This window comes from Nocardiopsis coralliicola (genome assembly GCF_054779695.1).
On sequence record NZ_BAAGXT010000004.1, the window covers coordinates 169,159 to 194,646 of the forward strand.

General features: G+C 73.5%; 25 protein-coding genes. 12 read left to right on the forward strand and 13 right to left on the reverse strand.

Annotated features, from left to right (window positions below; genetic code table 11):
• The first annotated feature begins 55 nt into the window (after positions 1 to 55).
• From ACYVGT_RS05215 to ACYVGT_RS05225, 3 genes are all read left to right on the forward strand, one after another.
• Complete coding sequence (locus ACYVGT_RS05215; protein WP_460855253.1) at positions 56 to 1,222, forward strand: acyl-CoA dehydrogenase family protein; 1,167 nt, start codon at positions 56 to 58, stop codon at positions 1,220 to 1,222.
• Between the two features lie 39 nt (positions 1,223 to 1,261).
• Positions 1,262 to 2,125, forward strand: coding sequence for an HpcH/HpaI aldolase/citrate lyase family protein (locus ACYVGT_RS05220; RefSeq protein WP_460855254.1), 864 nt, complete (start codon positions 1,262 to 1,264; stop codon positions 2,123 to 2,125).
• A gap of 170 nt (positions 2,126 to 2,295) precedes the next feature.
• Positions 2,296 to 3,228: an MBL fold metallo-hydrolase gene (locus tag ACYVGT_RS05225; RefSeq protein ID WP_460855255.1), complete on the forward strand. Its 933-nt coding sequence runs from the start codon at positions 2,296 to 2,298 to the stop codon at positions 3,226 to 3,228.
• 329 nt (positions 3,229 to 3,557) lie between these two features.
• Here ACYVGT_RS05225 and ACYVGT_RS05230 read toward each other — a convergent pair whose 3' ends face one another.
• Together ACYVGT_RS05230 and ACYVGT_RS05235 are read right to left on the reverse strand one after the other, a co-directional pair.
• Positions 3,558 to 3,878, reverse strand: a complete 321-nt coding sequence (locus ACYVGT_RS05230) for a putative quinol monooxygenase (RefSeq protein ID WP_460855256.1) — start codon at positions 3,876 to 3,878, stop codon at positions 3,558 to 3,560.
• A 72-nt stretch (positions 3,879 to 3,950) separates the two neighbouring features.
• A complete protein-coding gene (locus tag ACYVGT_RS05235) occupies positions 3,951 to 4,502 on the reverse strand; it encodes a DJ-1/PfpI/YhbO family deglycase/protease (protein WP_460855257.1) in 552 nt (183 codons plus the stop codon).
• A gap of 526 nt (positions 4,503 to 5,028) precedes the next feature.
• Between ACYVGT_RS05235 and ACYVGT_RS05240 the strand changes: the two genes are divergently transcribed.
• Entirely contained in the window at positions 5,029 to 6,405 is a 1,377-nt protein-coding gene (locus ACYVGT_RS05240; protein ID WP_460855258.1) for a D-glucuronyl C5-epimerase family protein, read from the forward strand.
• 363 nt (positions 6,406 to 6,768) lie between these two features.
• Here ACYVGT_RS05240 and ACYVGT_RS05245 read toward each other — a convergent pair whose 3' ends face one another.
• Positions 6,769 to 7,518 carry a metal-dependent hydrolase gene (locus tag ACYVGT_RS05245; protein ID WP_460855259.1) on the reverse strand — a complete coding sequence of 250 codons (750 nt, stop codon included), beginning with the start codon at positions 7,516 to 7,518 and terminating at the stop codon, positions 6,769 to 6,771.
• A 407-nt stretch (positions 7,519 to 7,925) separates the two neighbouring features.
• Complete coding sequence (locus ACYVGT_RS05250) at positions 7,926 to 8,345, reverse strand: DUF3052 family protein (protein ID WP_460855260.1); 420 nt, start codon at positions 8,343 to 8,345, stop codon at positions 7,926 to 7,928.
• 267 nt (positions 8,346 to 8,612) lie between these two features.
• Between ACYVGT_RS05250 and ACYVGT_RS05255 the strand changes: the two genes are divergently transcribed.
• Positions 8,613 to 10,226, forward strand: a complete 1,614-nt coding sequence (locus ACYVGT_RS05255; protein ID WP_460855261.1) for a long-chain-fatty-acid--CoA ligase — start codon at positions 8,613 to 8,615, stop codon at positions 10,224 to 10,226.
• A gap of 47 nt (positions 10,227 to 10,273) precedes the next feature.
• Here ACYVGT_RS05255 and ACYVGT_RS05260 read toward each other — a convergent pair whose 3' ends face one another.
• The 7 genes from ACYVGT_RS05260 to ACYVGT_RS05290 form a co-directional block, all read right to left on the reverse strand.
• The gene (locus tag ACYVGT_RS05260) at positions 10,274 to 10,921 is read right to left on the reverse strand and encodes a LysE family translocator (RefSeq protein WP_460855262.1); all 648 of its coding nucleotides are present in this window, start codon (positions 10,919 to 10,921) and stop codon (positions 10,274 to 10,276) included.
• A 49-nt stretch (positions 10,922 to 10,970) separates the two neighbouring features.
• Complete coding sequence (locus tag ACYVGT_RS05265) at positions 10,971 to 11,396, reverse strand: SgcJ/EcaC family oxidoreductase (RefSeq protein WP_460855263.1); 426 nt, start codon at positions 11,394 to 11,396, stop codon at positions 10,971 to 10,973.
• A gap of 145 nt (positions 11,397 to 11,541) precedes the next feature.
• On the reverse strand, positions 11,542 to 12,153 hold the full coding sequence (locus ACYVGT_RS05270; protein ID WP_460855264.1) for a DUF1062 domain-containing protein: 612 nt from the start codon (positions 12,151 to 12,153) through the stop codon (positions 11,542 to 11,544).
• A 409-nt stretch (positions 12,154 to 12,562) separates the two neighbouring features.
• Complete coding sequence (locus ACYVGT_RS05275) at positions 12,563 to 13,669, reverse strand: maleylpyruvate isomerase family mycothiol-dependent enzyme (protein ID WP_460855265.1); 1,107 nt, start codon at positions 13,667 to 13,669, stop codon at positions 12,563 to 12,565.
• Positions 13,666 to 14,049, reverse strand: coding sequence for an ArsR/SmtB family transcription factor (locus ACYVGT_RS05280; RefSeq protein WP_460855266.1), 384 nt, complete (start codon positions 14,047 to 14,049; stop codon positions 13,666 to 13,668). Before ACYVGT_RS05280 ends, ACYVGT_RS05275 begins: the two co-directional genes overlap by 4 nt.
• Before the next feature lie 387 nt (positions 14,050 to 14,436).
• Positions 14,437 to 15,267, reverse strand: coding sequence for an NAD(P)H-binding protein (locus ACYVGT_RS05285; RefSeq protein WP_460855267.1), 831 nt, complete (start codon positions 15,265 to 15,267; stop codon positions 14,437 to 14,439).
• Positions 15,264 to 15,677, reverse strand: a complete 414-nt coding sequence (locus ACYVGT_RS05290; protein WP_460855268.1) for a nuclear transport factor 2 family protein — start codon at positions 15,675 to 15,677, stop codon at positions 15,264 to 15,266. The genes ACYVGT_RS05285 and ACYVGT_RS05290 overlap by 4 nt, the downstream gene beginning before the upstream one ends.
• 101 nt (positions 15,678 to 15,778) lie before the next feature.
• Between ACYVGT_RS05290 and ACYVGT_RS05295 the strand changes: the two genes are divergently transcribed.
• Complete coding sequence (locus tag ACYVGT_RS05295) at positions 15,779 to 16,327, forward strand: TetR/AcrR family transcriptional regulator (RefSeq protein WP_460855269.1); 549 nt, start codon at positions 15,779 to 15,781, stop codon at positions 16,325 to 16,327.
• Between the two features lie 154 nt (positions 16,328 to 16,481).
• Here the strand turns inward: ACYVGT_RS05295 and ACYVGT_RS05300 are convergent, their stop codons facing one another.
• The gene (locus tag ACYVGT_RS05300) at positions 16,482 to 17,096 is read right to left on the reverse strand and encodes a TetR/AcrR family transcriptional regulator (RefSeq protein ID WP_460855270.1); all 615 of its coding nucleotides are present in this window, start codon (positions 17,094 to 17,096) and stop codon (positions 16,482 to 16,484) included.
• Positions 17,097 to 17,197: 101 nt separating this feature from the next.
• Here ACYVGT_RS05300 and ACYVGT_RS05305 point away from each other — a divergent pair, with 101 nt between their 5' ends.
• Positions 17,198 to 18,082 (forward strand): lysostaphin resistance A-like protein, encoded by an 885-nt coding sequence (locus tag ACYVGT_RS05305; protein WP_460855271.1) that lies wholly within the window; start codon positions 17,198 to 17,200, stop codon positions 18,080 to 18,082.
• Between the two features lie 68 nt (positions 18,083 to 18,150).
• Here the strand turns inward: ACYVGT_RS05305 and ACYVGT_RS05310 are convergent, their stop codons facing one another.
• Positions 18,151 to 18,579, reverse strand: coding sequence for an organic hydroperoxide resistance protein (locus ACYVGT_RS05310; RefSeq protein ID WP_460855272.1), 429 nt, complete (start codon positions 18,577 to 18,579; stop codon positions 18,151 to 18,153).
• A 109-nt stretch (positions 18,580 to 18,688) separates the two neighbouring features.
• On the opposite strand from ACYVGT_RS05310, the gene ACYVGT_RS05315 reads away from it, so the two are divergent.
• The 5 genes from ACYVGT_RS05315 to ACYVGT_RS05335 all read left to right on the forward strand — a co-directional run bounded on the left by ACYVGT_RS05315 (position 18,689) and on the right by ACYVGT_RS05335 (position 25,382).
• Positions 18,689 to 19,303 (forward strand): TetR/AcrR family transcriptional regulator, encoded by a 615-nt coding sequence (locus tag ACYVGT_RS05315; protein ID WP_460855273.1) that lies wholly within the window; start codon positions 18,689 to 18,691, stop codon positions 19,301 to 19,303.
• Between the two features lie 553 nt (positions 19,304 to 19,856).
• Positions 19,857 to 21,458 carry a pyridoxal phosphate-dependent decarboxylase family protein gene (locus ACYVGT_RS05320; protein WP_460855274.1) on the forward strand — a complete coding sequence of 534 codons (1,602 nt, stop codon included), beginning with the start codon at positions 19,857 to 19,859 and terminating at the stop codon, positions 21,456 to 21,458.
• The gene (locus ACYVGT_RS05325; protein ID WP_460855275.1) at positions 21,455 to 22,894 is read left to right on the forward strand and encodes a lysine N(6)-hydroxylase/L-ornithine N(5)-oxygenase family protein; all 1,440 of its coding nucleotides are present in this window, start codon (positions 21,455 to 21,457) and stop codon (positions 22,892 to 22,894) included. The genes ACYVGT_RS05320 and ACYVGT_RS05325 overlap by 4 nt, the downstream gene beginning before the upstream one ends.
• Positions 22,891 to 23,502 (forward strand): GNAT family N-acetyltransferase, encoded by a 612-nt coding sequence (locus tag ACYVGT_RS05330; protein ID WP_460855276.1) that lies wholly within the window; start codon positions 22,891 to 22,893, stop codon positions 23,500 to 23,502. Before ACYVGT_RS05325 ends, ACYVGT_RS05330 begins: the two co-directional genes overlap by 4 nt.
• On the forward strand, positions 23,499 to 25,382 hold the full coding sequence (locus ACYVGT_RS05335) for an IucA/IucC family protein (protein ID WP_460855277.1): 1,884 nt from the start codon (positions 23,499 to 23,501) through the stop codon (positions 25,380 to 25,382). Before ACYVGT_RS05330 ends, ACYVGT_RS05335 begins: the two co-directional genes overlap by 4 nt.
• Positions 25,383 to 25,488 lie beyond the last annotated feature (106 nt).

Genomic DNA, 25,488 nt, shown 5'->3' on the forward strand with positions numbered 1-25,488 from the left:
GCCCCCAGCTGCGCCGGCCGCAGCACCGCCCGAAACGCTAAGGAGACCGACCGCCATGCCGCGCCTGCCCGAAGAAGAGCAGCTCATCGTCGACACCGTCGCCCAGTGGGTCGACCGCGAAGTCCGCCCCGCCGCCCCCGGGCTGGAGCACAGCAACACCTACCCCGAGCAGCTCATCGACGCCATGAAGGAGATGGGCATCTACGGGCTGGCCATCCCCGAGCCCTACGGCGACGCCGCCGTCTCCGCCGTGTGCTACGCCCAGGTCACCGAGGAGCTCGCCCGCGGCTGGATGAGCCTGGCCGGCGCCATGGGCGGCCACACCGTCGTCGCCAAGCTGCTGCTCTCCTACGGCACAGAGGAGCAGAAGCAGCGCTACCTGCCGCGCATGGCCACCGGCGAGCTGCGCGCCACCATGGCGCTCACCGAACCCGGCGGCGGCTCCGACCTGCAGGCCATGCGCACCACCGCCCGCCCCGCCGACGGCGGCGGCTACACCGTCGACGGCACCAAGACCTGGATCTCCAACGCCCGCCGCTCCGGCCTGATCGCGCTGCTGTGCAAGACCGACCCCGACGCCGTCCCCGCCCACAAGGGCATCAGCATCCTGCTCGTCGAGCCCGGCCCCGGCTTCACCGTCTCCCGGGACCTGCCCAAGCTCGGCTACAAGGGCGTGGAGTCCTGCGAGCTCTCCTTCGACGCCTTCGCCGCGCCCGCCGACTCCCTGCTCGGCGGCGCCGAGGGCCGCGGTTTCGCGCAGATGATGCGCGGCCTGGAGATCGGCCGCATCCAGGTCGCCTCCCGCGCACTCGGCGTCGGCCGCGCCGCACTCGAAGACGCCCTCGGCTACGCCCAGCAGCGCGAGAGCTTCGGCAAGCCCATCTGGAAGCACCAGGCCGTCGGCGGCCTGCTCGCCGACATGGCCACCCGCATGGAGGCCGCCCGCCAGCTCACCCACCGCGCCGCCGAGGTCTACGACACCGGTGAACGCGCCGACATGGAGGCCGGCATGGCCAAACTGTTCGCCTCCGAAGCCGCGATGCAGACCGCGCTGGACGCCGTCCGCGTGCACGGCGGCTACGGCTACTCCACCGAGTTCGACGTCGAACGCTACTTCCGCGACGCCCCGCTGATGATCGTCGGCGAGGGCACCAACGAGATCCAGCGCGACGTCATCGCCCGCCAGCTCGTCTCCCGAGACGCCAAGCGCCGCAGCCGCTGACCGCCGCGCCCCGCACCCACCCCGCACGCGGAGGAGCCCATGCCCCCGACCTGTCCCCTGTTCATTCCGGCCACCCGGCCCGAACTGCTCCCCAAGGCACTGGCCAGCGGAGCCGACGCCGTCATCGTCGACCTCGAGGACGCCGTCGCGCCCGCCGAGCGCGACCGGGCCCGCGCCGGCCTGTCCGCCCTGCTGCCCGCCGAACCCGCGGTCCCCGTCGGTGTGCGCGCCAACGCCGCGCACACCCCCGACTTCGCCGCCGACATCGCCGCGCTCACCCCGCTGCTCGACCGGGTCGCGTTCCTGCTCGCGCCGATGGCGCGCGACGCCGCCGACGCCGCAGCCGCCGACCAGGCGCTCACCGCAGCCGAACGCAGCCCGCACGCGCCCCGCCTCCCGCGAGCCGTCCCCCTGGTGCCGATGGTGGAGACCGCGGGCGCAGTCCTGGAGGCCCGCGCGATCGCCGCGGCCGCCGACCGCGTCCTCACCCTCGCCTTCGGCCCCGCCGACCTGGCGCTCCAGCTGGGAGCCGACACCGCCTCCCCCGGCGCCTTCCACACCGCCCGCTCGCTGCTAGTGCTGGGCTGCGCCGCGGCGGGCACCGCACCACCGCTGGACGGCCCGCACCTCGACCTGGACGACGCCGGCGGCCTGGACGCCGCCGCCGAAGAGGCCCGCCGGCTCGGCTTCGGCGGCAAGCTCGCCATCCATCCCCGCCAGGTCGGCACCGTCGCATCCCGCTTCGCCCCGGCAGCCGCCGAGCTCGACTGGGCCCGCGCCGTGGACCGCGCCTTCGGTGCCGCCGAAGCCGCCGGCACCGCGGCGATCCGGCTCGACGACGGCACCTTCGTCGACGCCCCGGTCGCGCGCCGCGCCCGCGCCCTGCTGGCGCGCGCCGGGTGAGCACCCGGCCGGCTCCGCAGCGCGCCCAGCGCCACCCCGGCCCGCGGCCGCTTCCGGAGCCGGCCACCCCGCAGTGATCTGCGCGAAGGGGTGGCGGGATCCGGCCCGGATGGGCCAGGGTGGCCCACGGACCGACCGCGATCCGCCGAGTACGCCCGAGGTGCACCCACGTGACCGTGAATGACGCATCCCTGCAGGAGATCGCCCCGGGCGTGCACGCCTGGGTCCAGCCCGAAGGGGGCTGGTGGGTCAACAACGCCGGCTTCATCACCGCCGACCACGGCGGCGAGGCCATGGTCGTCGACACCTGCGTCTCCTCCGAGCGCACCGGGCGCTTCCTCCGCGCCGCCGCCAAGGCCACCGGCGGCGCGCCCGTGCGCACCGCCCTCAACACCCACCAGCACGGCGACCACACCTACGGCAACCACCTGCTGCCCGAAACGGCCACCGTGATCGCCCACCGCAACGCCCGCAGCGGCATCATGGACGACCCCTTCTTCTCCGGCATCCCGCGCATCTGGGAGCCGATGCCCGACTGGAGCGACGCGGTGCTGCGCCCGCCCACGCTCACCTTCGGCGACGGTGTCGACGTCCACCTCGGCGGCCGCCGCGTCGAAGTCCGCCACCCCCGGACGACCGCGCACACCCCCGGCGACGCCATCGCGTGGCTGCCCGAGGAGCGCGTGCTGTTCGCCGGCGACCTCGTCTTCCACCGCGTCGCCCCGCTGATCTTCATGGGTGCGCTCGACGGCGCGCGGAGCTCGCTGGAATGGCTGGCCGGCTTCGGCGCCGAACACCTCATCCCCGGCCACGGCGCACCGCTGTCCGGCGCCGACGAGGTGCGCGCCTGTCTGGAGGACCTCGACGCCTACTACGCCCTGGTCGGCCGCACCGCCGCCCGCGGCCTCGCCGACGGCGCCACACCCCTCGAAGCCGCCCGCGCCTGCGACCTCGGGCCGTTCGCCGGGCGCCCCGACGCCGAGCGCATCGTCCTCAACCTGCACCGGGTCTATGCCGACACCACCGGCACCCCGATGGACATGGAGGCGGCCTTCGCCGACACGCTCGCCTACACGGGAGCACCGCTGCACTGCGAGGCGTAGCCGCGCCGCCCGGTGCGCTGCCGCGCACCGGCCACGCCGGCCGCACGAGTCGGGCCGGCAGGCAGACAGCAGCTGCGCGACCGGAGGATGCGCGGGCCGCCGCGGGCGGCGCGCCCAACGGACCGCTGCAGTGCGGAACCCCTCGCCGCTGCGCGGCCGGCGTCCCGGCCCGGACGCGCCGGCCCGGCGGGCACCGCCTGCCGGCAGCCGGCGCCGCGGACGCTCCGGTGAATGCGGAGCCGCCGGCCGACAGATAAACCCGCGGGGGCCGGGGCTGCGAGCGCGGCCCGCCGCCCCGGCCCCCGCGGGTGCGCGGACCGCAGAAGGCCTCAGTCGACCTGCAGCTCGCCCATCCGGTCCCAGCCCTCGCCCTCGACCTGGCGGCTGACGATCTTCGGCGTCTCGGCGAGCAGCGGGCGCATGCTCTCCAGGCCCGCAGCGAAGTGGTCGCTGTTCACGTGCGCCTCGCCGGCGCCGTCCTGGAAGGCCTCGACGAGCACGAACTCGTCGTCGCGCTCAACGCTGCGCGACCACTCGAACCACAGGTTGCCCGGCTCGGCCCGGGTGGCCGCGGTGAAGTCCGCCACCTCGTCCAGGAAGCGGTCCACGGCCTCCGGCTTCACCCGGTACTTGACGACGATGAAGATCAACTCTGTTCCTTCCTTGCATGCGTGTCCGCGTCCGCCGCGCGCCGCGCCCCGCGCTGCAGGCCGCCGGAGCGGTCAGCCTCCCAGGGCGTCGGAGATGGCCGCGGTGAACGCGTCGAGATCGCCGGGGTTGCGCGAGGTGATCAGGGTGAACCCGCCGCCCGTGTCGACGACGACCTCCCGGTCCACCCACTCCGCGCCGGCGTTGGACAGGTCCGTCTGCAGCGTCCCATACGACGTCAGCGTCCGGCCCGCCGCCAGTCCGGCGTCGATGATCAGCCACGGCGCATGGCACACGGCCGCCACCGGCCGCCCGGCGCGGGCGGTGTCGGTGACCAGGCGCTGCGCATCGGTGTCACGGCGCAGATTGTCGGCGTTGATCGTACCGCCGGGCACGACCACCGCGTCGAAGTCGCCGGCGGCAACATCGGCCAGCGCCGCCTCGGCGTCCACCTCGGCGCCCAGCTCCCAGTCGTGGACGAGGCTGCGCACCGTGCCCGCACGCTGCGCGGCGATGGTCACCTGCGCCCCGGCCGCCTCCAGCGCCTCCACCGGCTTGACCAGTTCGTCCTGCTCGACCCCCTGGTTGGAAACGATCACCAGGACGCGCTTTCCCTCCACAGACATTCGGCCTCCTCAGGTCGGTCCGGATCCTTCCCCCGGGCGTCCGGGCGCCGGACGGCGCCCCGCCGGGCCCGCAGCAGGCCCCGCACCATCGGACGGTCGCCGGGGCACTGCCGCGCAGGTGCTGCGCCTACCGTTCAGCGGACCGCACACGCCCGCCAGGAAGATCCAGATTTGGCGACTTCCGGTCCAATCGAACGCGGGAGGACCGGATAATGGATTGAAAATCCCGCCACAACGGCCCCAATGGACCGGATCCATCCGCCCGCACTGCGGATCCCGCTGCTCCGACCGCTCCCCCAGCTGCGGGGCGAGCGCGCTCCCGCGGGCGCTGTCCCCCGCGAACTTTCCCCGCGCCCCGGCAGGGAAACCGCCGGCCGCCCCAAGGACGGCACGGCCCAGCACCGGCGCCCGATGGCGCACCCGCGGCAATCGCGCGGCACGCCGCGCAGGTCAGCGCCCCCATGACCGCATATCACTACTCTCAGTACTTATGAGACGGCAAGGGCGGCAAATCACATCACTGCTGGTGATATCCACCCTGGTGGCGAGCTGCACCGCCGACACCGGGCCCGTCAGTGGCACCGCCGCGCAGCCCCACCCCCGGTCCGCGCCGACCGCCACCGCGTCGGTCGCGCCCCTGCCGCCGCTCACCGAGATGCGGCCGGAACTGCAGGAGTACTACCGGATCGCGTTCCTGCCCGACGGCTACCCCGGGCGCCGCTCCGACGACGGCGAAAGCGTGTGGGCGCACCCGATGTACGGCGTCTACGTCCTGCGCGACTACCTCGCCCAGTACCGCAAGGACCCGGCGCCGCGGATCCGCGACGCGATCTCCGCGGTCGCCCGCGCCGCAGTCGCGCGCATGGACCGGATCGACGGCTCCCTCGCCTTCTACTACGACGACCCCGACCACGCGGTGAAGCGCCAGCCGGAACGCCACTACTCGGGCCTGACCCAGGCCTACTACGCCGTCGAACTGCACCGCGCCGGAACCCTCCTGGGCAACGACGCGCTCGTCCGGGCCGCCGCCGACTCCTTCGCCAGCCTGCTGGTGCCGGTGGAGGACGGCGGCGTCTACCAGACCGGCCCCTACGGCCCCGGCATCGCCGAAGTCCCGCAGCAGCCGGCGTCGTGGATCCTGAACGGGTGGCAGTCGGCGCTCACGTCGGTCGCCGCCTACGCCGAGCTCACCGGGTCGCCGCGGGCAGAGCGGCTGCTGCGGGAGAGCGCGGCCGCGATGGCCGACATGCTCCCGCTCTACGACGTTGAGGAGCTGGCGAACAGCCGCTACAGCCTCAGCGGCCACGTGCGCATGCGCATCCGCTCCGCGGCGCCCCTCAGCGACATCGCCGTGGCGGTCCCCGGCGAGGGGGCGTTCCCGGTCACCGCCACCGAGGGCACGAAGTGGCAGAACTACATCGTCGAGGGCGCACCGGAGAAGGGCGGCTCCATCGAGCTGAACACGATCCTCAGCCGCATCTCGCACCCCGAGCCCAACCGGCTGCGGTTCACCGCCCAGGACCCGGCCGAGGTGACCGTGGAGATCGCCCGCAGCACCTACGACCCCGGCAGCGCCGGACTGGGCAGCGGCGAGTGGACGCCCGTCGCCCGCCTCAGCGCCGACGGCGCCACGTCCGTGGAGATCCCGTGGAAGGACGCCGAACTCGTCGCCTACCCCACCAACTTCAGCAAGGAGATCGGCGGCGAGCGCACCAACGTCTACCACCACCTCCACATCCAGCGCCTGCGCCAGCTCGCCGACGCCGCCGACCAGCCCCAGTTCGGCATCTGGGCCGACCGCTGGAGCAGCTACGTCTGCGACTGGCCCGAGATCGACGCCTACGCCGGGCTCTCCACCGCCGACCCCAACGGCTCCGCCGAAGAGCGCGCCAGCTGCGATTGACCCGCCTTCCGCCGACCGCGGGGCTGCTTCCCGGCGGCGCCGCCGGCCAGCCCCGGACCGGCACCACCCGCCGCATGGGCGGCGGAAGGCGGATCCGCCCCCGCGCCGGTTCAGCCGGCTGCGCCCGTCCCGCCGCCCGCCTCCTCTGCCCCGGCGGCAGCACTGCCCCGCCCGCCGCCGGAGAGCGGGATCACCGCGGCTGCGGCACGGCAGCCCCCGGGCAGGAGGCGCATGCGAGGGGTCCGCATGCCGGCCGCCCCGTGCGGTAGCCGGCGACCGCACGCCGCGAGTGTTCCGCCGACGGTCCGGCTGCGCCTTCCGCCCCACCGGCGCGCGGCGGCCCGCCTCCAGCTCCGGGCCGGGTCACGCACCGAGCGCCGCCGGCAGCGACGACAGTCCGGCGAGCCCGAACCCCAGCAGGCTCACCACGCGGATGCCCCGTTCCGGCCAGGCGTCGCCGGTGGCGAACGGGAGGGGTGAGCGGAGCATGTGCCAGCGCGCACCCTGCACCCGCAGCGGCCACGCGAGCGGGACGCCGGACTTCGTCAGCCAGTCGCCGAGGATGTGGGCCAGCGCGCCGGCCGCAACGGCGAGGCCGATCAGCCAGGGCGCCCCGCCCGGAGCGAATGCCGCTCCCAGTGCGCAGGCCAGGGCGAGCAGGAGCACAGCCGCCTGGCGGCTGCCCGAGCGGCCCGCCCACGTCATCGAGCGGGCGATCGTGCCCAGCCCGAGCGCCGCCATGGCGCCGACGGCCAGCGCCGTACCGATCGCTCCGGGAAGTGCGGCCAGGAACCCCAGGAGGGCGAACGCGGCTACCGCGGGGAGGGTGTGGGTGAGGTGGCGGTGCCCGCCGTCCCGCCCGGCGGCGAGGTCCGCTTCCGTAGCGGTGCGGGTGAAGACCGCCCGCGACAGGCCGCGCAGGCCCGAGGCGGCCACCCGCGACACGGGCCCGAGCGAGCGCCCCACCGTGGATCCGGGCTCGTCCACGTCGGGCAGGAGAGCAGCGCCGGCACCCACTGCCGCGCAGACCAGGGTGTCGCTCCATTCGGCACCGAAGGCCGTACCGACGCCGGCACCGGCCAGCAGGCCGGTCGCGGCATGGCTTGTTCCCATCACGGGATGCTCCAGGGGGTGGGGGATCCGGGTCCATCATCATCGAACACGGCCGCGGCGCGCACGGAAACGGGCGCCTTCGGCAGTGGCCCCTCCTGGGACGGACAGGAAGGGATCACCGCCGGAAGGCGCCGGGCAGAGCGGGCGGCAGCAGCAGGCGCGGGTAGCTCCCGGTGTGCGCGGGGCGGGCGGATGGGTCCGCGGCGCTCCGGTCCGGGTGTGGAATGCGCAGGTCAGCACCGCCCCGCTGGAGCAGCACTCGTCAGCACAGGCAGCGGGACGCGCCGTCCGGCCGGAGGGGAACCACCCGTCACGGGGACGGCGGCGCCCTCCCCCGAGGCAGGCCCGTCCCCGCACTGCTGGTCAGGGCGCATCGCGGCAGGGCGGGCCGCCCGCCTGCCCTCAGCTCAGCGGAAGGCCGGTGAGGCGGTGAGGCCGTAGCCGGACCATGCCGCGCTGGCGCTGCTGCTCGCGGTCTGGACGAGGCCGGCGTCCCGCACCGCCCCGGCGACGTCTTCGGGCGGGACGTGGCCCTCGTCTTCGGCGCCGGGGATCAGGAGCCAGACGGTTCCGCTGCCGCCGACGCTGACGATGGCGTCGATCAGGGCGTCGGCGAGGTCGCCGTCGTCCTGGCGGAACCACAGCAGGGCGACGTCGGTGATGGAGCCGTCATCGGCGTCGACCAGTTCGGAACCGGAGCGGGCCTCGACCGCTTCGCGCAGCCCGTGGTCGACGTCGCCGCCTCCTCCGGCCTCCTGGACGGTCTGTCCCGGCTCGATGCCGAGCGGCTCGACCGCTCTGGCGGGATTGTCGGACGGCAAGTCCATCGCTGGTGCTCCTGGGGGTGGGGACGCGTCGGCCGCGCTGCAAGGGCTCCACCCAACCAGATGCGCCGACGAGTCCCGCGGTCAGTGGGGTTGGTGGCGGGTGCGGCGAAGCCGCTCCTTTGTGTCTTGAGAGGCAAGTAGGAATCTCACCACTACCTTTACGACGTAGATTTACTATCGGCCCTCCGAGGGAATCCGGGTCTAGCGCTCAGGGCGCATCGGCGCCGATGATCGGAGGACCCGTCCCCGAGGCTGCGGAGGCCGGCCATGGACACGTCGATCCCCTCACTGCGCGGACGCGGCATGACGGTGAGCGACCAGCTCGCCCGGCACGCCCGCACCCGCCCCGGCGAACCCGCTTTCACCCTCGGCGCCGCGCACCGCACCTACCGCGCCATGGACGAGCGCACCGACCGGCTCGCCGCCGCCCTCGCCGAGCGCGGCGTCGGCCCCGGCGACCGGGTGGCCGTCTGCGCACTCAACGCGCTGGAAGTGCTGGAGTGCTACTTCGCGACCGCGCGGCTCGGTGCGATCGGCGTACCGGTCAACTTCCGGCTGACCTCCGGCGAAATCGCCTACCACCTGCAGGACTGCGGCGCCGCCGCTGTCGTCTGCGACGGCACGGCAGCCGCAACCGTCGCCGAAGCCGCCGCCTCCTCCCCCGCGGTGCGCACGGTGCTCGCCTTCGGCGCCGCCGGCCCCGGCGCCGCGGCCGAGGGGCCCGCTGCGGCGCTGGAGGACTACGAGAAGGCGCTTGCGGCCGCGCCGGGACCGGTCGACGCGCCGGAGGTGGACGGCTCCTCCCCCGCGTTCATCATGTACACCTCCGGAACGACGGGCCGCCCCAAAGGGGCCGTACTCACCCACCACAACCTGCTGATGCACGCCTTCAGCAACATGGTCCACCTCGGCGTGCAGCCCGACGACCGGGTGTGGCTGGCGGCGGCGCCGCTGTTCCACATCGCCGGGCTCTCCGGCTTCCTGCCGACGCTGCTGCTGGGCGGGCACACGGTGGTGCTGCCGTCGGGCCGGTTCGACCCGGCGGCCGCGGTCGACGTCCTGGAGCGGGAGCGGGTCACCGGCTGCTTCTTCGTGCCCACCCAGTGGCAGGCCATCTGCGCGGTGCCCGGCATCGCCGGGCGCGACCTCTCGGCGCTGAGCCGGATCAGCTGGGGAGCGGCGCCGGCGTCCACGGCGCTGCTGCGCACCATGCTGGAGACGTTCCCGCAGGCGTCGATGAGCACGGCGTTCGGCCAGACCGAGTGCTGCCCCGTCACGACGCTGCTGCGCGGCGAGGACGCACTGCGCAAGATCGGCTCGGTGGGCACGGCGATGGCCAACGTGGAGCTGCGCGTCGTCGACGACGCCATGAACGACGTTGCGCGCGGCGAGGTGGGCGAGATCGTGTACCGCAGCCCGATGGTGATGCGGGGCTACTGGAACAAGCCGGCGGAGACCGCGGAGGCGTTCCGCGGCGGCTGGTTCCACTCCGGCGACCTGGTGCGCGAGGACGAGGACGGCTACCTCTACGTCGTCGACCGCAAGAAGGACATGATCATCTCCGGCGGGGAGAACATCTACTGCGCCGAGGTGGAGGACGCGCTGGCCGGCCATCCCGGAGTGGGTGAAGTGGCGGTGGTGGGGGTGCCGCATCCGCGGTGGGGCGAGACGCCGCTGGCGGTCGTCGTGGCCGCCGGCGGCGCTGAACCGCCGGACGCCGAAGCGCTCCGCGCCTGGTGCGGCGACCGGCTGGCCCGCTACAAGCAGCCCCGGCACGTCGCCGTCCTGCCCGAGCTGCCGCGCAACCCGAGCGGGAAGGTCCTCAAGACGGAGCTGCGGCAGGCGGCCGCCGACGGGTCGCTCCGCTACACGCCGGAGTAGCGCGACCACCGGGCCGCCTGGGAGCCGTGCGCCACCGGGCCGGCCGGTCAGCGGCGCTCGAAGGCCAACCAGCCCGCGAGCCCGACCATGGTGAGCCCCACGGCGCGGTCGGACGTGCGGTACACCCGCGCCGTCAGCGACGCGGCACCCAGCCGCCCGCCCGCGGCGGCGTAGGCCAGCGCAGCCGCGGCCTCCACCGCGATGTAGGCCAGTCCCAGTCCCGCGAGCTGGAGGGGCACCGCACCGGCGCTGCGGTCGGCGAACTGGGGAAGGAACGCGGCAAACAGCAGCATCGCCTTAGGGTTGGTCATCGCCACGAGGAATTCCTGGCGGGTCAGCTGCCAGCGGCTCTGGCGCCCCGCCCCCGGCGAGGACGGCTCCGTTCCCTCGCCATGCGCCGCTGCGGGAAGGAAGCCGGTGCAGAGCATGCGCCCGCCCAGGAAGAGCAGGTAGGCCACCCCGCACCACTTCACCGCGGCGAACGCGGCCTCGGACGCCAGCAGCAGCGCCCCCAGCCCCGCCGCAGTGGCGGCAACGAGGAGGAGGAACGCCGCGAACCGGCCGGACAGCGCCACCACGGCGTCCCGGAAGCCCTGCTGCAGCGCGTTCCGCAGCGACAGCAGCTGGTTGGCTCCCGGGGCCAGCGCCATCAGGGCGGCTGCCGCGAAGAAGGCGTCCCACTGCACGGTGAGCATGACGCGTACCTACCCGTCCGCAACGGCGCCGTGCCGATAAGGCAGCCGCCTACTCCGCGGCGACTCCGGTGTTCTGGCAGGCGGCGAGCAGCCAGCGCCCGTCCTCCTTGGTCAGCACGAAGACGGGCGTCCCCTCCCCTTCCAGGTCCGGATCCGGGTAGGGCGCGGAGTAGCGCTGGCGGAGTTTCACCGCGGCCACGTCGGGCCGGAGGAAGAGGGTGTGGACCACCTCGAGGGAGACCGACTCCCCGTTGGAGAAGGCTCCGGGCAATACCTCGCGTGTGAATTCGGCGATGGCGTCCCGGCCCACCAGAAGGCGGCCGCCGCCGGTCGTCCAGACGGCATCTGCACGGAAGAGGGCGATGAAGTCGTCAGGCCGCTCGCTGTTCTGGGCGCGCTCGACGGCGGCCACGACGTCGGTGAGTGCGCTGATGTCGGCGGGGTCCGCCGGTGCCGGTGCCGGTGCGGTATCCATACCGGCCACCCTCCAACTTCGAGCGCGCTGGAGGTCAAGCCTGCCGATCGGCAACCAACGGCGCCATGCTCATGCTGCGGACATCCCTGAGGTGCCGGGGCGGTGCCCGCGGGGGAAGTGCTCCCCCCGCGGGCACCGCTGCGCGTCAGCCCTGCGGCGCCACCTCCCGCACCGGCTCTGGGCCCGGTTCCTCCGGCTGCCCCTCCGGCAGCAGTGTGAAAGTGAATCCGGTGCTCCTCATGCGGCGCAGCGGCACGGCGGCCTGGACGCGGCGCTGGACCGCGCTGCGGCTGAGGCCGAGGCCGCGGGCGATGAGCAGCCCGGGGCGCACCGGCACCGGGTCGCGGAATTCGACCTTCCAGTACCCCGGCGGCGGACCGCCGGCCGGCGGCGCCGGGGCGTCGAGGCGCCAGGCGCCCGACCAGTCCAGGGCGAACCGGTTGCGCCGCGCGATCAGCGGGTCGAGCAGCGCGGTCGCCACCGCCTCCGGGGCGCTGACGTGGTAGCCGTCGAGCGCGGCCGGATCAAGCGAGGCGACGGGGGTGCGCTCGTGCACGGTGATCTTGCGGGTCCGGTCGCAGGCGACGCAGCGGACCAGCAGCCACACGTCGAGCCGCTTGCCGTTGGCGTTGACGCGGAACCGGCCCGCGCCCGGCGTGGCGGAGCCGTACCGGCAGTCGCGGCACCGCAGCGACAGGCGCGGCAGCCCGGCCCGGCGGACGGTCCAGGGCAGATGGGTATGGGATTGTGCAGACATAGCTCTTTCGACCTGACACGAGGCCGTTTGCGCGCGGCCTCGAACGCGGGAGCGACCGGGCGCGCAAGGGCAGCCCGGCGGGCCGGCTCCCCGGTGCCGACCTCAGGGTCGGCGGAGCGGGCCGGCGGCCAGGGGGCCGCGGCCTCAGAGCCGGCAGTTGAACGCGCGAAAAGGTGTCAGGGTTACAGAGCAGGCGGGGTCAAGCGGATCCGTCCTCAGTCTTCACGGGCGGTATGCCGCAGGCACTCTAGGCCGGCGGGGAGCGCGGGCTCAAGCGGTTTTCCGCCCGTTGCCGCGCGAAGGCCCGCACCGGGGGGGTATCCGAGCGGGACGGCTGGCGGCGGGCGCCCGGTCTCCGCTGCCGCCGCGCCGCCGCGCCCCCAGCGGTTCACCGCAGCGGGGCCGCGCGCTACCGCGCAGTCGGCCGCCACGCCGGGTCGCGCCCGATGAAGCCGATCAGCTGCTCCTGCACGGGCGCATCGTCGGCAACGGGCACCGCGGCGCCGAACTGGCCGGAGGAGCGCAGCACCCCCTCCATCGCGCGCATGCCGTCCAGCAGCTCCGCGCAGAAGCCGGGGTCGAGCCCGTCGTCCTGCCCAGTGGCGCGGGCCAGGTCCCAGGTGTGCTGGAAGACGTCGGCAGTGTAGAAGCGGTCCACCGCCTCAGCCAGCGCGAACGTGCCGACGTAGGGGTGGGTGAACGGCTCCGCCGCCTCGGGGCTGCCGAGCAGCACCTGTACCGCCTCGGAGTGGTGGCGCCACGCGGCGGGCGGGTCCGCCGCGACCGACACGCCCTCCGGCAGCGCGGGCAGCTCGACGCCGCCCACGGCGAGGAAGTCCCGGATCCAGGACACGAGGTGGCCGACCACGTCGCGCGCCGACCAGCCCGGCACCGGCGCGGGCGCCGACCAGTCGCCCACCCCCGCGACCCGCGCGGCGAAGGCCGCGGCGACCGCGCGGTGCCGCTCGGCCGGATCCATCCCGGTCAGCGGCACGCGCTGCCCACCCGCGGGCGCCAAGCGCTGCGCCGGCGCGCCCGCCGGTCCGGCGAGCAGTGCGTCGAGCTTGGCATAGCCGCCGTTGACCCCCTTCTCCATCCCGCTGCGCAGCCAGGCATCGCGCAGCTCGAAGGAGTCGACGAGCGACCGGGTGCGCAGCCGGCTGCGCCCGCCGCCCAGGTCGTCGACGTGCAGCGTCTCCAGGGCAACGTCGTCCGGTGCGCCCTGGTAGGAGAAGGTCTGCACGATCGTGTCGGCGGTGATCCGGTGGAAGCAGCCGCGGAACGCGTACTCCTCGCCGTCGCGGGCGGAGACATAACTCCACGCGCCGCCGTCGCGGGCGTCCCACTCGGTGATGCGCGTATCCATGCCGACCGGCCCGACCCACTGCGCGAACAGCGCCGGGTCGGTGTGTGCGCGCAGCACCCGCTCCGGCGGTGCGGCGAAGTCGCGGGTGATGCTGATGGCCGGCACGTCCGGATCGGCCTCGATGGCAGCTTCGGTGAATGCGGTGCTCATGGTCCCCCTGCCTCCCGGCCGCTCGGGCCGTCCGGGTCTGACTGCACAGGCGCTGCCTCTGCGACCTCGACGTCAGCGAGGACCGCATCCAGCCGGCGGTAGCGCTCCTCGGCCTGCTGCCGATACCGCTCCACCCAGCCGGCCATCAGCTCAAGCCCGCCCGCCTCAAGGTGGACCGCGCTGCGCCGCGTCGCCCCGCGCCGCGAGACCAGTCCAGCCTCCTCCAGCACCTTCACGTGCTTCGAGACCGCCTGCACACTCACGTCGTAGGGCTCGGCCAGCGCCCCCACCGTCACGTCGCCCACTGCCAGCCGCGCCACGATGTCCCGCCGCGTCGGATCGGCCAGCGCCGCCAGCACCCGGGAGAGCCGGTCTGCCATCAGACCCTTTCTTCAACTTCCTGGTTGACAACACCGACGCTACTCCCGGACACCGCAATCCTCAACCACTTGGTTGACATTTGGGGTCCCGACGGGAGAACCCGGGCCCTCAGCGCCCCTGGCCCCGCCACCGGCACACAGGGACTCCGGTCCGCGGCCACCCGCGGACCGGAGTCCGCACACCGCCGAGGCGCCTCCAGCACGCTCGCCGGCGCCGGCCGGTCGCGGCGCCGTCCACCCTGCCGCAGCCCCCGGCGTGGCCTCGGTGGCTGCTCTGCTCCGCTCGGCGAGGGGGCCGATTTCCGGGGCGCGCAGCACAGGGGGTCCGAGCGGGCTGCGCGGCGGCCGGGCGGCCCCCGGCGCTCTGCGCGCCAGGGGCACTGCCGGTCAGTGCCCCTGGCGGCGGTGCGCGGCTGCGATCTCGGTGCGGAGCGACCGCGGCGCGCGGCCGGTCACGTCGGCGACGACGGAGGTGGTCCGGTCCTCCGCACCGGCTGCGACCGCGGCGTCGAGGCCGGCGAGGAGGCGGGCGAACGCCGCCGGCATCCCCCACTCGGTCCACCGACCGGCCAGCTCGGTCGTACTCACGGAGCGGTGCCGCACCGGCCGGCCGGTGGCGTCGCCGAGGGCCGCCGCGACATCGGCGTAGCTCAGTGCCTCGGGGCCGGTGATGATGTGGTCGGTGTTGTGCGGCCGGAGAGCGGTGAGCGCCGCGACGGCCACATCCGCGATGTCCTCGGCGGCCACGAAAGCGACGCGGCCCTCCCCCGTCGCGCTGACGATCTCCCCGGATTCCCGGGCGGTCCGGGCATGCAGGTGGTCGCCGGTGAAGTTGTCAATGAACCACGACGGCCGCAGCACCGCCCACTCGGCGAAGAGGCCGCGCACGTGCTCGTGGACGGCACCGAGGCCGGGCGCGCCCGGTTCGACGGCCGATGCGCTGAGCAGGACGGCGCGGCGGACGCCCTCCCGCACGGCGCGTTTGAGGAACGGCACCATGAGGGGCTCCGGGTCGGCTTCGCCGATCGGAGCAATCAGGTAGACGGCGTCCGCGCCCGCCAGGGCGGTGCCGTGCGTCGCGGGGTCGTGCCAGTCGAAGCGCACGCGGCCGGGGCCACCGCTCCTGCTGGCGATGCGCGCCCTAGCGCCCTGCTCGCCGAGTTTCCGGGCGACACGGCTGCCGGTGGTTCCGGTGCCGCCGATGACGAGGGTGTTCATGCCGGGCTCCCTTCGCCGGCCACCTCGAAGAACGTCAGGGGGCTCCAGTAGTCGCGGAAGTGGACGATGCGCCCGTCCTGGATCGTCAGGACGGTGATGTAGCGCGCCTGGTACGGCTCACCGGAGGCGACCACCACTCCTTCGGCGGCGAACTCCGCGACGATGACCTGCGGGTCGTGCGTCTGGTGCACGGTGCTGTCCGTGATGCGGCGGACGTCGAGCCACTCCGGATAGCCGACCAGGTAGTCGTGCACGGCCGCGCTCCCCTCCAGTCGGTCGGGGCGGCCCGGTGGAGCGAAGGGGAACTCCATGACCGCATCGTCGGCGAACAGGCCGATGAAGCCGGCCATGTCCTTGTCGAGGAGGAGTTCCATGCCCTGGCGGAAAACCTCAACGGGATCACTCGGCATAGGTGTGCCCTTCATGGTCGGGGGTCCGGCCACGCTATGATTCGGACCGTCAGTCCGATTAATTTAACGGACCAACAGTCCGCTTACAAGGGGGTGGCTCCGTGCGTGCAGACGCCGCGCGCAACCGGGAGGCCGTACTGCGTGCGGCCGGACAGCTCTTCGATGCTGCGCAGGACCCGGACCGGGTGTCGATGGACGACATCACCGCCGCGGCCGGCGTCGGCAAGGGGACGCTGTTCCGGCACTTCGGCGACCGCGCCGGGCTGATCCAGGAGCTGTACGAGGAGCGGACGCAGCAGTTGCACGCGGCCGTGGAGGGCGACCGCGACCGCACCGCGGCGGAGAACATCGCCCGGCTCATGCGCGCGCTGCTCCGGTTCAAGGTCGAGAACCGGACGCTGACCCGCGCACTCGAGAACATGGGAGGCGCCAGCCCCTACACCAACCCCAGTTACGGCCGCCTCCACGCCCGCCTCGAAGAACTCATCTCCGAGGCACGCGGCCCCGAGGCCGCCGGCTTCCTCGCCCACGCCCTTCTCGCCGCGGTCCGCAGCGACCTGGTCGAGCACCTCGGCGACTGGCCCGAGGAGCGCCTGGAGCAAGGACTGGCAGCGCTGGTCCGATCGGCCGTGGGGCCCGGCCCCTGCTGAACGCCCCGCCGCCGGCCGCAAGGGGTGGCACCGGCCGCCCTGTCCCCTACCGGCGCCCCGTCCGCCCGGACCGGGCGGACGGGGCAGGTGCCGCAGCCGGGCGGTGGCAGCGGAAGCCCGGCCGCAGGGGCCGGGGACGTCGGCCGGGCAGCGGTCATCCTGCGCCCGGCGCCCCCTGGAGGACCGCGGACACCGCGATAGCGAGCGCCTCCTCCTCGGCCTGCGGGAGCGCGTCGATCGCGGGCAGCGCCCGCTGCAGGGCGAGGCCGTTGAGGACGGTTCCGAGGAAGCGGGCACGGCGGGGCACTTCGGACTGCGGGAGGAACCCTTCACCGGCCAGGGTGGAGAGCCATCCCTCGATGCGGCGCTGGCCGTCGTTCTCGACGGACAGGTAGGCCTCGCGGACCTCCGGCGTCTGCTCGGCGGTGACGAAAGTGCCGACGGTGGCGGCCAGGGCATCGCGCGCCTGCTGGCCGGCGCCGGCCCGGGCGAGGATCTGGCGAAGGCCGCCCAGGAGGCGCTCGGACGCCGGCAGCGCCGTGTCACGTATCTCCTCGGCCGGGGCGATCCACTCGCCGATCCGGCCCATCACCTCGTCCCTGAGCTGCTGCTGGGTGGGGAAGTGGTGGCGCATCGAGCCGATGCTCACCCCGGCGCGGGCAGCAACAGCCCGCACGCTCAGCCGAGCGGTGACGCCGTCCTCGGCGAGGATCGCCGCAGCTGCGGCGAGGATCCGCTCGCGGGTACCGATCGGCGGTCGAGCATTCATGGAGACCTCCCCATCGCCACTAGTATAGCGTACTAGTACGCCGTACTAGCGGGGCTGCCGGCGCTGCACTCCGATGGCGCACCGACGATGGGGAGACCACAATGAATTCACCGGCCGACGGCGCCGCCGCACGGCGCTTCGGGGCACACCTCTCACTGAGCTGGTGGAAGCCGATCGCCGTGATCGCCGTCCCGCCGATCGCGATGATCATCCTGCAGATCGCCCTGTTCCAGGCAGCGGAGGCGATCGAGGGCAGCAGCGGCGGCCAGTCGGAAACGGTCACTCCGCTGCAGCTGCTCGCCGTGAACCTCAGCATGAGCGCGACCGGCGTGCTCTCGGTTCCGCTCATCGCGTGGCTGGCGAAGGTTCCGTGGCGGGCCGTGCTGAGCTACCCGCGGGGATTCGACCGCCGCCGGCTCGGCGTCTACCTGCTCTGGGCGCTCGCCTGCACCGTTCTCGGCAATGCGGGATTGGCGGTCTTCGCCGCCGACCACACCCCCTGGGTGGGTTTCGGCCTCACCGGCACCACGATCGCCCTGGTCGCGGTCATTGCCCTGACCACCCCGCTGACGGCGGCAGCGGAAGAGCTGATGTTCCGCGGTGCGGTGATGCCGGCCGTCGCGGCGTGGGTGCGCCCGGAACGGCTCGCGCTGGCCCTGGGAGCGGTGGTCTCCAGCTTCGTGTTCGCCGCCGCGCATTTCGCGTCGGATCCGTGGCTGTTCGGCTACCACGTCTTCCTCGGCCTCACCACGGCCGTGATGGCCATCCGCAGCCGGGGATTGGAAGCACCGATCGCGTTCCACATCGCCAACAACACCTTCACAGCGCTGCTGAACGCGTTCCTCGCGGGCGGGGGCGGTTTCTCGGTGGAACGCACCGCCGGCGCAGGGGGACCGCATCTGGCCATCCCGGCCGTCTTCGTTCTGGCGGTGACGGCGGTCGTGTGGGTGCGCGAGGGAAGGGTGCAGCGGGAGCCGGCGGGATAGCACCCCCGGCCTCCCCTGCCCGCGCTCCCCGCTACCGCGGGGGGCACGGGCAGCGCGGAGCAGCCCGGTCAGGCGACGGTGGTGGTGACGGTGACCGCGATGTTGCCGCGGGTGGCGACCGAGTAGGGGCACACTTCGTGCGCGGCCGCGGTGAGGCTTTCCGCTGCTTCGGGCGCGAGGCCGCCGATGTGTACCCGCAGCTCGGCGCTGAGGGCGTACCCGCCGGCCTCCGTAGCGGAGATCGAGACCTCGGCGGCCACGGTGGAGTCGGCCAGCTTCTCCTTGCGCTGCGCGGCGACCATCTTCAGTGCCGAGTGGAAGCACGACGCCCAGCCGGCCGCGAACAGCTGCTCGGGGTTGGTCGCGCCGCCCGGCCCGCCCATGGACTTCGGGATGGCGAGGGTGACGTCGAGCAGGCCGTCGTCGGTCACGGCGCGCCCTCCGGCGCGACCGCCGCCGCTCGAGGTCGCGACGGTGGTGTACACGGGTGCGGACATGGTGGATCCTCCGGTTAGTCGATGTAGAGTTACTAGTTCGTCTACATGGAGCGAACATAGACTGCCTGCGACGCTGGCGCAACCAGCCCTACGACATCCGGGGAGATCCATGCACGCCGACACCGCCGAGCCGGCGAAGCGCCCGTCCTCGGGGCCGGCCACGCGCGCGCGGATCCTCGCCGCGGCGAGCGACCTGTTCTACACCCACGGAATCCGCGCCACGAGCGCCGACCGGATCATCGAACAGGTCGGCATCACGAAGGTCACCTTCTACCGCCACTTCCGCACGAAGAGCAGCCTCGTCGTGGCCTATCTCGAAGAGCAGGCCGCCGCCGAGCGGGAGTGGATGGAAAGCGTGCGCCGCCCGGGCGACCCCCTGGGCTCGCTGCGCGCACTCGCCGACGGGATCGGCCGCGCGAGCTGCAGCCCGGGCTTCCGCGGCTGCTCGTTCATCAACGCCGCGGCGGAGTTCCCGGACGGCGAGGACCCGGTCCGGACCACCGTCGCCGCCCACCGCACCTGGCTGCTCGACGCGTTCGCCGGCATCGCCGCAGAGGCCGGGGCGGACGACCCCGCCGCCACAGCGCGGCAGCTGGTGATCGCGCGCGACGGCGCGATGGTGAACGGCTACCTCGGCCAGCCCTCGTCGGTCTCCGGCGCCCTCGGCGCCGCGTTCGCCGCCATCGCCGCCGGAAGGCGCGACGGCCGCAGTCCAGGCGCCTGAAAGAGACGGGACCGCAGACCCAGACCCGCCGCTCCGACACGCACCCCGCACGGGATCCGGTTTCTCCGGGTCCCGTTTCTGCGTTCGGCAGGACCGCAATACCTCCCGCCGACCGGGCAGCTCCAGCGGCGGCCGGCCCTCCCCCGCGCGGCGGACCGCACCGGACCTGGAGGAACCGCCGGGCGGGCGGCGTCCGGGCGCGGCCGGCGAGGGACCCAGGCAGGGCGAGCTAGGTCACATCCCCGGCGCCCGAGCACGAGGCTCCGCCCACATCAGGCCAGGGAAGAACGCGCCACCCGCCACGCTCCGCATTCACTCCAGACCCTTTCGGGCAGCTCACCGGAGAATCGGCCGCACCGGTCGGCTACACAGCGCAATGGACCCGTCCCCGAGTGCCAGGAGTCACGCCCTGTACGATCAGTCGAGATTAGGTTAGCCTCCCCTTGGTTCGCAGGCACTTCATCCCCCAAAGTGCTCGTGTGCACCGTTTTCTATTGGTTCGCGCACCTGCGCCTTCCTACCGCCCGTGTCCCCGGTACCAGGAGGATCACCGATGAGTCCGCTTGCGCGGCCCATCCAGGACAACCGCTCCGCGGAGCCGCCGGCGCCGACCGCTCCCCCCGACCCGCGCACCTATCTGCTGGACGCGGCGAGCGCCGAGCGCTACAGCGACCTCACGCGGGAGGCCAGCCGCCGCGTCGCGCACCGCATCGCAACCGTCCAGCAACCGCTGACCGGCGCCACCGCCGAGGATCTGCGCGGCGGCATGGCCGAGATCGACCTCCAGCGCCCGCTCGGCGATTCCACAGCGGCACTCGAGGAGCTCGAGCGCCTCTACCTGGACGACGCCGTCTACTTCCACCACCCGCGCTACATGGGGCACCTCAACTGCCCGGTGGTCCTTCCCGCGCTGATGGGCGAGTCCGTCCTCTCCGCGGTCAACTCGTCGCTGGACACCTGGGACCAGAGCGCGGGCGGCACCCTCATCGAGCAGCGCATGGTCGAGTGGACCTGCGAGCAGATCGGCTTCGGCCCGGCCGCCGACGGCGTCTTCACCAGCGGCGGCAGCCAGTCCAACCTGCAGGCCCTGCTGCTGGCCCGGGACGAGGCGCACCAGCGCGCGGGCGGCGGCGGCCGGCTCGCCGAGCTCATTCCGCGCATGCGCATCCTGACCTCGGAAGTCGGGCACTTCAGCGTGGCCAAGTCGGCCGCCCTGCTGGGCCTGGGCTACGAATCGGTGGTCTCGGTGGAGTGCGACGACCGGCGCCGCATGCGGCCGGACGCGCTCGCCGCCGAGCTCAAGCGCTGCGCGGCCGAGGACCTGGTCCCCGTGGCCGTGGTCGCCACCGCCGGCACCACCGACTTCGGCAGCATCGACCCGCTGCCGCAGATCGCCGAGCTCTGCTCCCGGAACGGGGTGTGGCTGCACGTCGACGCCGCCTACGGATGCGGACTCCTCGTCTCCCGCCACCGCCACCTGCTGAGCAGCATCGAGCGCGCGGACTCGGTGACGGTGGACTTCCACAAGTCCTTCTTCCAGCCGGTCAGCTCCAGCGCCCTGGTCGTGCGGGACGGCACCGCCCTGCGCCACGTCACCTACCACGCCGACTACCTCAACTCCCGGTCGGACGGCAGCACGCCGATCCTGTCGCCGAACCAGGTCGACAAGAGCCTGCAGACCACGCGCCGCTTCGACGCGCTCAAGCTCTGGCTGACGCTGCGGGTCATGGGCGCCGATGCCGTCGGGGCGCTCTTCGACCAGGTGCTGGACCTCGCGGCCGAGGGGTACCAGCTGCTCGACCGGGACCCGCGGTTCACGGTCGTCACCAGGCCCACGCTGAGCACGCTGGTGTTCCGGTGCGACTTCCCCGGCACCGACCCGGGGCTGGCCGACGCCGCCAACCGCTATGCGCGGGAAGCACTGCTGGACTCGGGGGCCGCCTTCGTCGCCCGCACGACGGTGGGCGGGCGCCCCTACCTGAAGTTCACCCTGCTCAACCCGAAGACCACCGCGCAGGACATCAGCACCGTCCTCGACCTGCTCGCCGCGCACGCCGAGCGCTTCGTGCGCGAGCACGGCGCGCCGGCGCCGGACACCACGGCGGCAGCCGTGCCCGGCGCGTCCGCCTCCGCACCCCACGGGAGCCACCAGTGACCGAAAGCCCGCACAGCCCGGCCGCCCCGGCCGCCGCCGCAGACCGGGTCCGCGACTTCGCCGCCATCGGCGCGGGCCCGTTCAACCTCGGGCTGGCGGCGCTCAGCGACCCCGTCCCCGAGCTCGACGGCGTGTTCCTGGACGACAAGCCGGAGTTCTCGTGGCACAGCGGGATGATGCTCGATGACGCGGAGCTCCAGACCCCGTTCATGTCCGACCTGGTCACACTCGCCGACCCCACGTCCCGGTTCTCCTTCCTCAACTTCCTCAAGGCGACCGGGCGCCTGTACCCCTTCTACATCCGCGAGCGGTTCTATCCGCTGCGCGCGGAGTTCAACGACTACTGCCGCTGGGTCGCCCGGCAGCTGTCCGACCGGGTCCTGTTCGGCCACCGGGTCGAGTCGGTGGAGTTCGACGCCGCGCGCGGGCTGTACGCGGTGCGGAGCACGGCCACGGCGACCGGGGCCTCCCGAGTGGACCTGGCGCGGCGGCTGGTCCTGGGGACCGGCACCCCGCCCTACCTGCCGCCCGCCCTGCGCGGCCTGCCCGGCGACGCGGTGCACAGTTCGGAGTACCTGCCCGCCAAGCCGCTCCTGCAGGACAAGGAGAGCGTCACCGTCGTGGGCAGCGGGCAGAGCGCCGCGGAGATCTTCTACGACCTGCTGCAGGGGACCGGATCCGGCGGATACCGGCTCAACTGGGTCACCCGGTCGCCGCGGTTCTTCCCGCTGGAATACACCAAGCTCACCCTGGAGATGACCTCTCCGGAGTACGCGGACCACTTCCACGCGCTGCCGCAGGAGGCGCGCGACCGGCTGGTCAGCTCACAGGCGAACCTGTACAAGGGCATCGACTCCGCCCTCATCAACGCGATCTACGACCTGCTGTACCGCAAGAGCAGGGTGGGGCCGCCGCCGGTGCGCCTGATGGCCAACACCGAGGTGGCCGGCGTGCACTGCCCCCCGCAGGGCGGGTACGAGCTGGCGCTGCGCAACGGCGACCAGGAGCGCGGGTTCACCCTGGCCACCCAGGGCCTAGTGCTGGCGACCGGGTACCGCTACCAGGTGCCCTCGTTCCTGGACCCGATCGCCGACCGGCTGGCCTGGGACGGCAGCGGCCGGTTCGCGGTGCGGCGCGACTACCGCGTGGACCGGGCCGCCCACGAGCGCGGGCCGGAGGCGGACCAGGCCGGCGCGGTCTACGTGCAAAACGCCGAGCTGCACACCCACGGGTTCGTCTCCCCCGACCTCGGCATGGGGGCCTACCGCAACTCCTGCATCCTGCGGGCGATGCTGGGCCGGGAGCCCTACCCCGTCGAGGAGTCGATCGCCTTCCAGGAGTTCGGCGCCCCCGGCAGCGCTGCGGAGCCGGGGGAACCCGCCGGCCTGGCGGCGCCCGCGGCCGGCGGCGCACCGGCGGAGGTGCCCGGACGATGAGCACCCCTCCGCCGCAGAGCCCCGCGCCGGTGTTCACCCGCACCGACCCCGCCCTCGGAGAGCTCCGGGTCCGGCCGCTCGACGCCGACGCCGACCTGCCCCTCCTGGTGCGCTGGCTCACCCACCCCAAGGCCGCGTTCTGGCTGCTGACCGAGGCGAGTTCCGACGACATCGCCCGCCAGTTCCGCGCCGGAGCCGCCTCCCCGCACGAGCAGGCCTATATCGGCGAATGGCGGGGCGAGCCCCGGTTCCTCGCCGAGCTTTACGACCCCGGCCGCAGCGAGCTGGCCGGTCACTACGCGGTCCGCCCCGGGGACACCGGAATGCACTTCCTGGTGCCGCACACCGACGCCCCGGTCTCCGGGTTCACCCGGGCCGTGATCACCACGGTGATGGAACTGGCCTTCGCCGACCCCGGCACCGACCGGGTCGTGGTCGAGCCGGACGCGCGCAACCGCCCGGTGCACGCGCTCAACGCCGCGGTGGGCTTCGAGGTGGACCGCACCGTGGCCCTGCACGGCAAGGAGGCCCTGCTCAGCTTCTGCAGCCGCGAGCAGTTCCGCACCGCCACAGCACCCGACCCGACCACTGGAAGGGACCCGCGATGAGCGTCAGCGCTCAGGACCTCAGCGGCGAGCAGGACCCCCGCTCCGCCACCCGCCCTTACGGCGCCGCGCCGCACGACGCAGCCGCGCACCTGACCCCGCAGCGGTGGGAGCGCGCCAACCGCCTCCTGGTCCGCAAGGCCCTGGCGGAGTTCTCCCACGAGCGGCTGCTGGAGCCCGCTCCGGACGGCGCCGGGCACTACCGGGTCAGCAGCGACGACGGCAGCGTGCACTACCGGTTCGCGGCCCGGAAGCGGGCGCTGGACCACTGGAGCATCGAGGCCGACAGCATCCGGCGCACCGACAGCACCGGAACGGAGCTGCCGCTGGACGTCCTCGACCTGATCCTGGACCTGCAGCGGTCGCTCGGTATCAGCGGCGAGGTCCTGCCCCTCTACCTGGAGGAGATCACCAGCACGCTGGCCAGCAGCGCCTACCGCATGGCCGGCCGGCAGCGCAGCGCCGCCGAGCTCGCCCGCGCCGGGTTCCAGGAGATCGAGGCCGGCATGACCGAGGGGCACCCCTGCTTCGTGGCCAACAACGGGCGCCTCGGCTTCGGCGCGGCGGAGTACGCGGCCTTCGCCCCGGAGACCTCCTCGCGCGTCCGCCTCGTCTGGGTGGCGGCACGCCGGCAGCACTCCCGCTTCTCGTGTTCGGCCGACACCGACCGGGAGCGCCTGCTCCTCGACGAGCTGGGACCCCAGGTGCTGGCGTCCTTCGACGGCCAGCTCCGCGACCTCGGCCTGGACCCGGCCGACTACCACCTGATCCCGGTGCACCCGTGGCAGTGGTGGAACCGCCTGGCGGTCACCTTCGCCGCCGACGTGGCCCGCCGCGACCTGGTGTGCCTGGGCCACGCCCCCGACGACTACCTGGCCCAGCAGTCCATCCGGACCTTCTTCAACGCCTCCGCGCCGGAGCGGCACTACGTCAAGACGGCGCTGTCGGTGCTGAACATGGGATTCCTGCGCGGCCTCTCGGCCGACTACATGGAGGCCACGCCCGCCATCAACGACTGGCTCGCCGAGCTGGTGGCGGGCGATCCGGTTCTGGCGTCGACGCGGGTGGAGGTGCTGCGCGAGCGCGCCGCGGTGGGCTACCGCTCCGACCACTACGCGCGGGCCGCCCAGAAGGGGTCGCCGTACCTGAAGATGCTCGCGGCGCTGTGGCGCGAGAGCCCGGTGCCGCGGCTCGGGGAGGGCGAGCGCTTGGCGACGATGGCCTCGCTCCTGCACACTGACGCCGAGGGCAGCTCGCTGGCGGCCGCGCTGATCGCGGAGTCCGGGCTGCAGCCGGCCGTGTGGCTGCGCCGCTACCTCGACGCCTACCTCGTGCCGCTGCTGCACTCCTACTACGCCCACGACCTGGTGTTCATGCCGCACGGCGAGAACGTCATCCTGGTCCTGCGCGACGGAGTCCCGCAGCGCGTCCTGCTCAAGGACATCGCCGAAGAGATCGCGGTGATGAGCCCGGACTCTCCCCTGCCGCCGGCGGTGGAGCGCATCCGCGCCGAGGTCCCCGAGGACATGCGGCTGCTGTCGCTGCTGACCGACGTCTTCGACTGCTTCCTGCGGTTCCTCAACGGGATCCTCGCCGACCAGGGCGTACTGGGCGAGGACGACTTCTGGGCGGTCGTGGCCCAGTGCGTGGCCGGCTACCAGGACTCCGTCCCCGAGCTGGCCGACCGGTTCGAGCGCGACTCGCTGTTCACCGACGAGTTCGCCCTCTCCTGCCTAAACCGCCTCCAGCTGCGCAACAACAAGCAGATGGTGGATCTGCAGGACCCGGCCGGAGCCCTCCAGCTCGTCGGCACCCTGCAGAACCCGATCGCCCGCCACCGCCCGGCCGGCTACCGGGCGCCCTCTCCCGAGGCCGCCCGGTAGCCGGCCCCCGCTGACGGCGGCACCACTGCGCTGCCCCTGCCCGGCGAGGCGGAGGACCCGGGGCTTCCGGGTCCTCCGCTGCCTCCGTGCGGCTGCGGATCTCCAG

Bases quoted from the DNA above. Each gene is read 5' to 3' on its own strand.
- ACYVGT_RS05215 (WP_460855253.1), top strand. From the start codon at position 56: ATGCCGCGCCTGCCCGAAGAAGAGCAGCTCATCGTCGACACCGTCGCC.
- ACYVGT_RS05220 (WP_460855254.1), top strand. From the start codon at position 1,262: ATGCCCCCGACCTGTCCCCTGTTCATTCCGGCCACCCGGCCCGAACTG.
- ACYVGT_RS05235 (WP_460855257.1), bottom strand. From the start codon at position 4,502: ATGTCTGTGGAGGGAAAGCGCGTCCTGGTGATCGTTTCCAACCAGGGG.
- ACYVGT_RS05245 (WP_460855259.1), bottom strand. From the start codon at position 7,518: ATGGGAACAAGCCATGCCGCGACCGGCCTGCTGGCCGGTGCCGGCGTC.
- ACYVGT_RS05250 (WP_460855260.1), bottom strand. From the start codon at position 8,345: ATGGACTTGCCGTCCGACAATCCCGCCAGAGCGGTCGAGCCGCTCGGC.
- ACYVGT_RS05255 (WP_460855261.1), top strand. From the start codon at position 8,613: ATGGACACGTCGATCCCCTCACTGCGCGGACGCGGCATGACGGTGAGC.
- ACYVGT_RS05260 (WP_460855262.1), bottom strand. From the start codon at position 10,921: ATGCTCACCGTGCAGTGGGACGCCTTCTTCGCGGCAGCCGCCCTGATG.
- ACYVGT_RS05265 (WP_460855263.1), bottom strand. From the start codon at position 11,396: ATGGATACCGCACCGGCACCGGCACCGGCGGACCCCGCCGACATCAGC.
- ACYVGT_RS05270 (WP_460855264.1), bottom strand. From the start codon at position 12,153: ATGTCTGCACAATCCCATACCCATCTGCCCTGGACCGTCCGCCGGGCC.
- ACYVGT_RS05275 (WP_460855265.1), bottom strand. From the start codon at position 13,669: ATGAGCACCGCATTCACCGAAGCTGCCATCGAGGCCGATCCGGACGTG.
- ACYVGT_RS05280 (WP_460855266.1), bottom strand. From the start codon at position 14,049: ATGGCAGACCGGCTCTCCCGGGTGCTGGCGGCGCTGGCCGATCCGACG.
- ACYVGT_RS05285 (WP_460855267.1), bottom strand. From the start codon at position 15,267: ATGAACACCCTCGTCATCGGCGGCACCGGAACCACCGGCAGCCGTGTC.
- ACYVGT_RS05290 (WP_460855268.1), bottom strand. From the start codon at position 15,677: ATGCCGAGTGATCCCGTTGAGGTTTTCCGCCAGGGCATGGAACTCCTC.
- ACYVGT_RS05300 (WP_460855270.1), bottom strand. From the start codon at position 17,096: ATGAATGCTCGACCGCCGATCGGTACCCGCGAGCGGATCCTCGCCGCA.
- ACYVGT_RS05305 (WP_460855271.1), top strand. From the start codon at position 17,198: ATGAATTCACCGGCCGACGGCGCCGCCGCACGGCGCTTCGGGGCACAC.
- ACYVGT_RS05310 (WP_460855272.1), bottom strand. From the start codon at position 18,579: ATGTCCGCACCCGTGTACACCACCGTCGCGACCTCGAGCGGCGGCGGT.
- ACYVGT_RS05315 (WP_460855273.1), top strand. From the start codon at position 18,689: ATGCACGCCGACACCGCCGAGCCGGCGAAGCGCCCGTCCTCGGGGCCG.
- ACYVGT_RS05320 (WP_460855274.1), top strand. From the start codon at position 19,857: ATGAGTCCGCTTGCGCGGCCCATCCAGGACAACCGCTCCGCGGAGCCG.
- ACYVGT_RS05330 (WP_460855276.1), top strand. From the start codon at position 22,891: ATGAGCACCCCTCCGCCGCAGAGCCCCGCGCCGGTGTTCACCCGCACC.
- ACYVGT_RS05335 (WP_460855277.1), top strand. From the start codon at position 23,499: ATGAGCGTCAGCGCTCAGGACCTCAGCGGCGAGCAGGACCCCCGCTCC.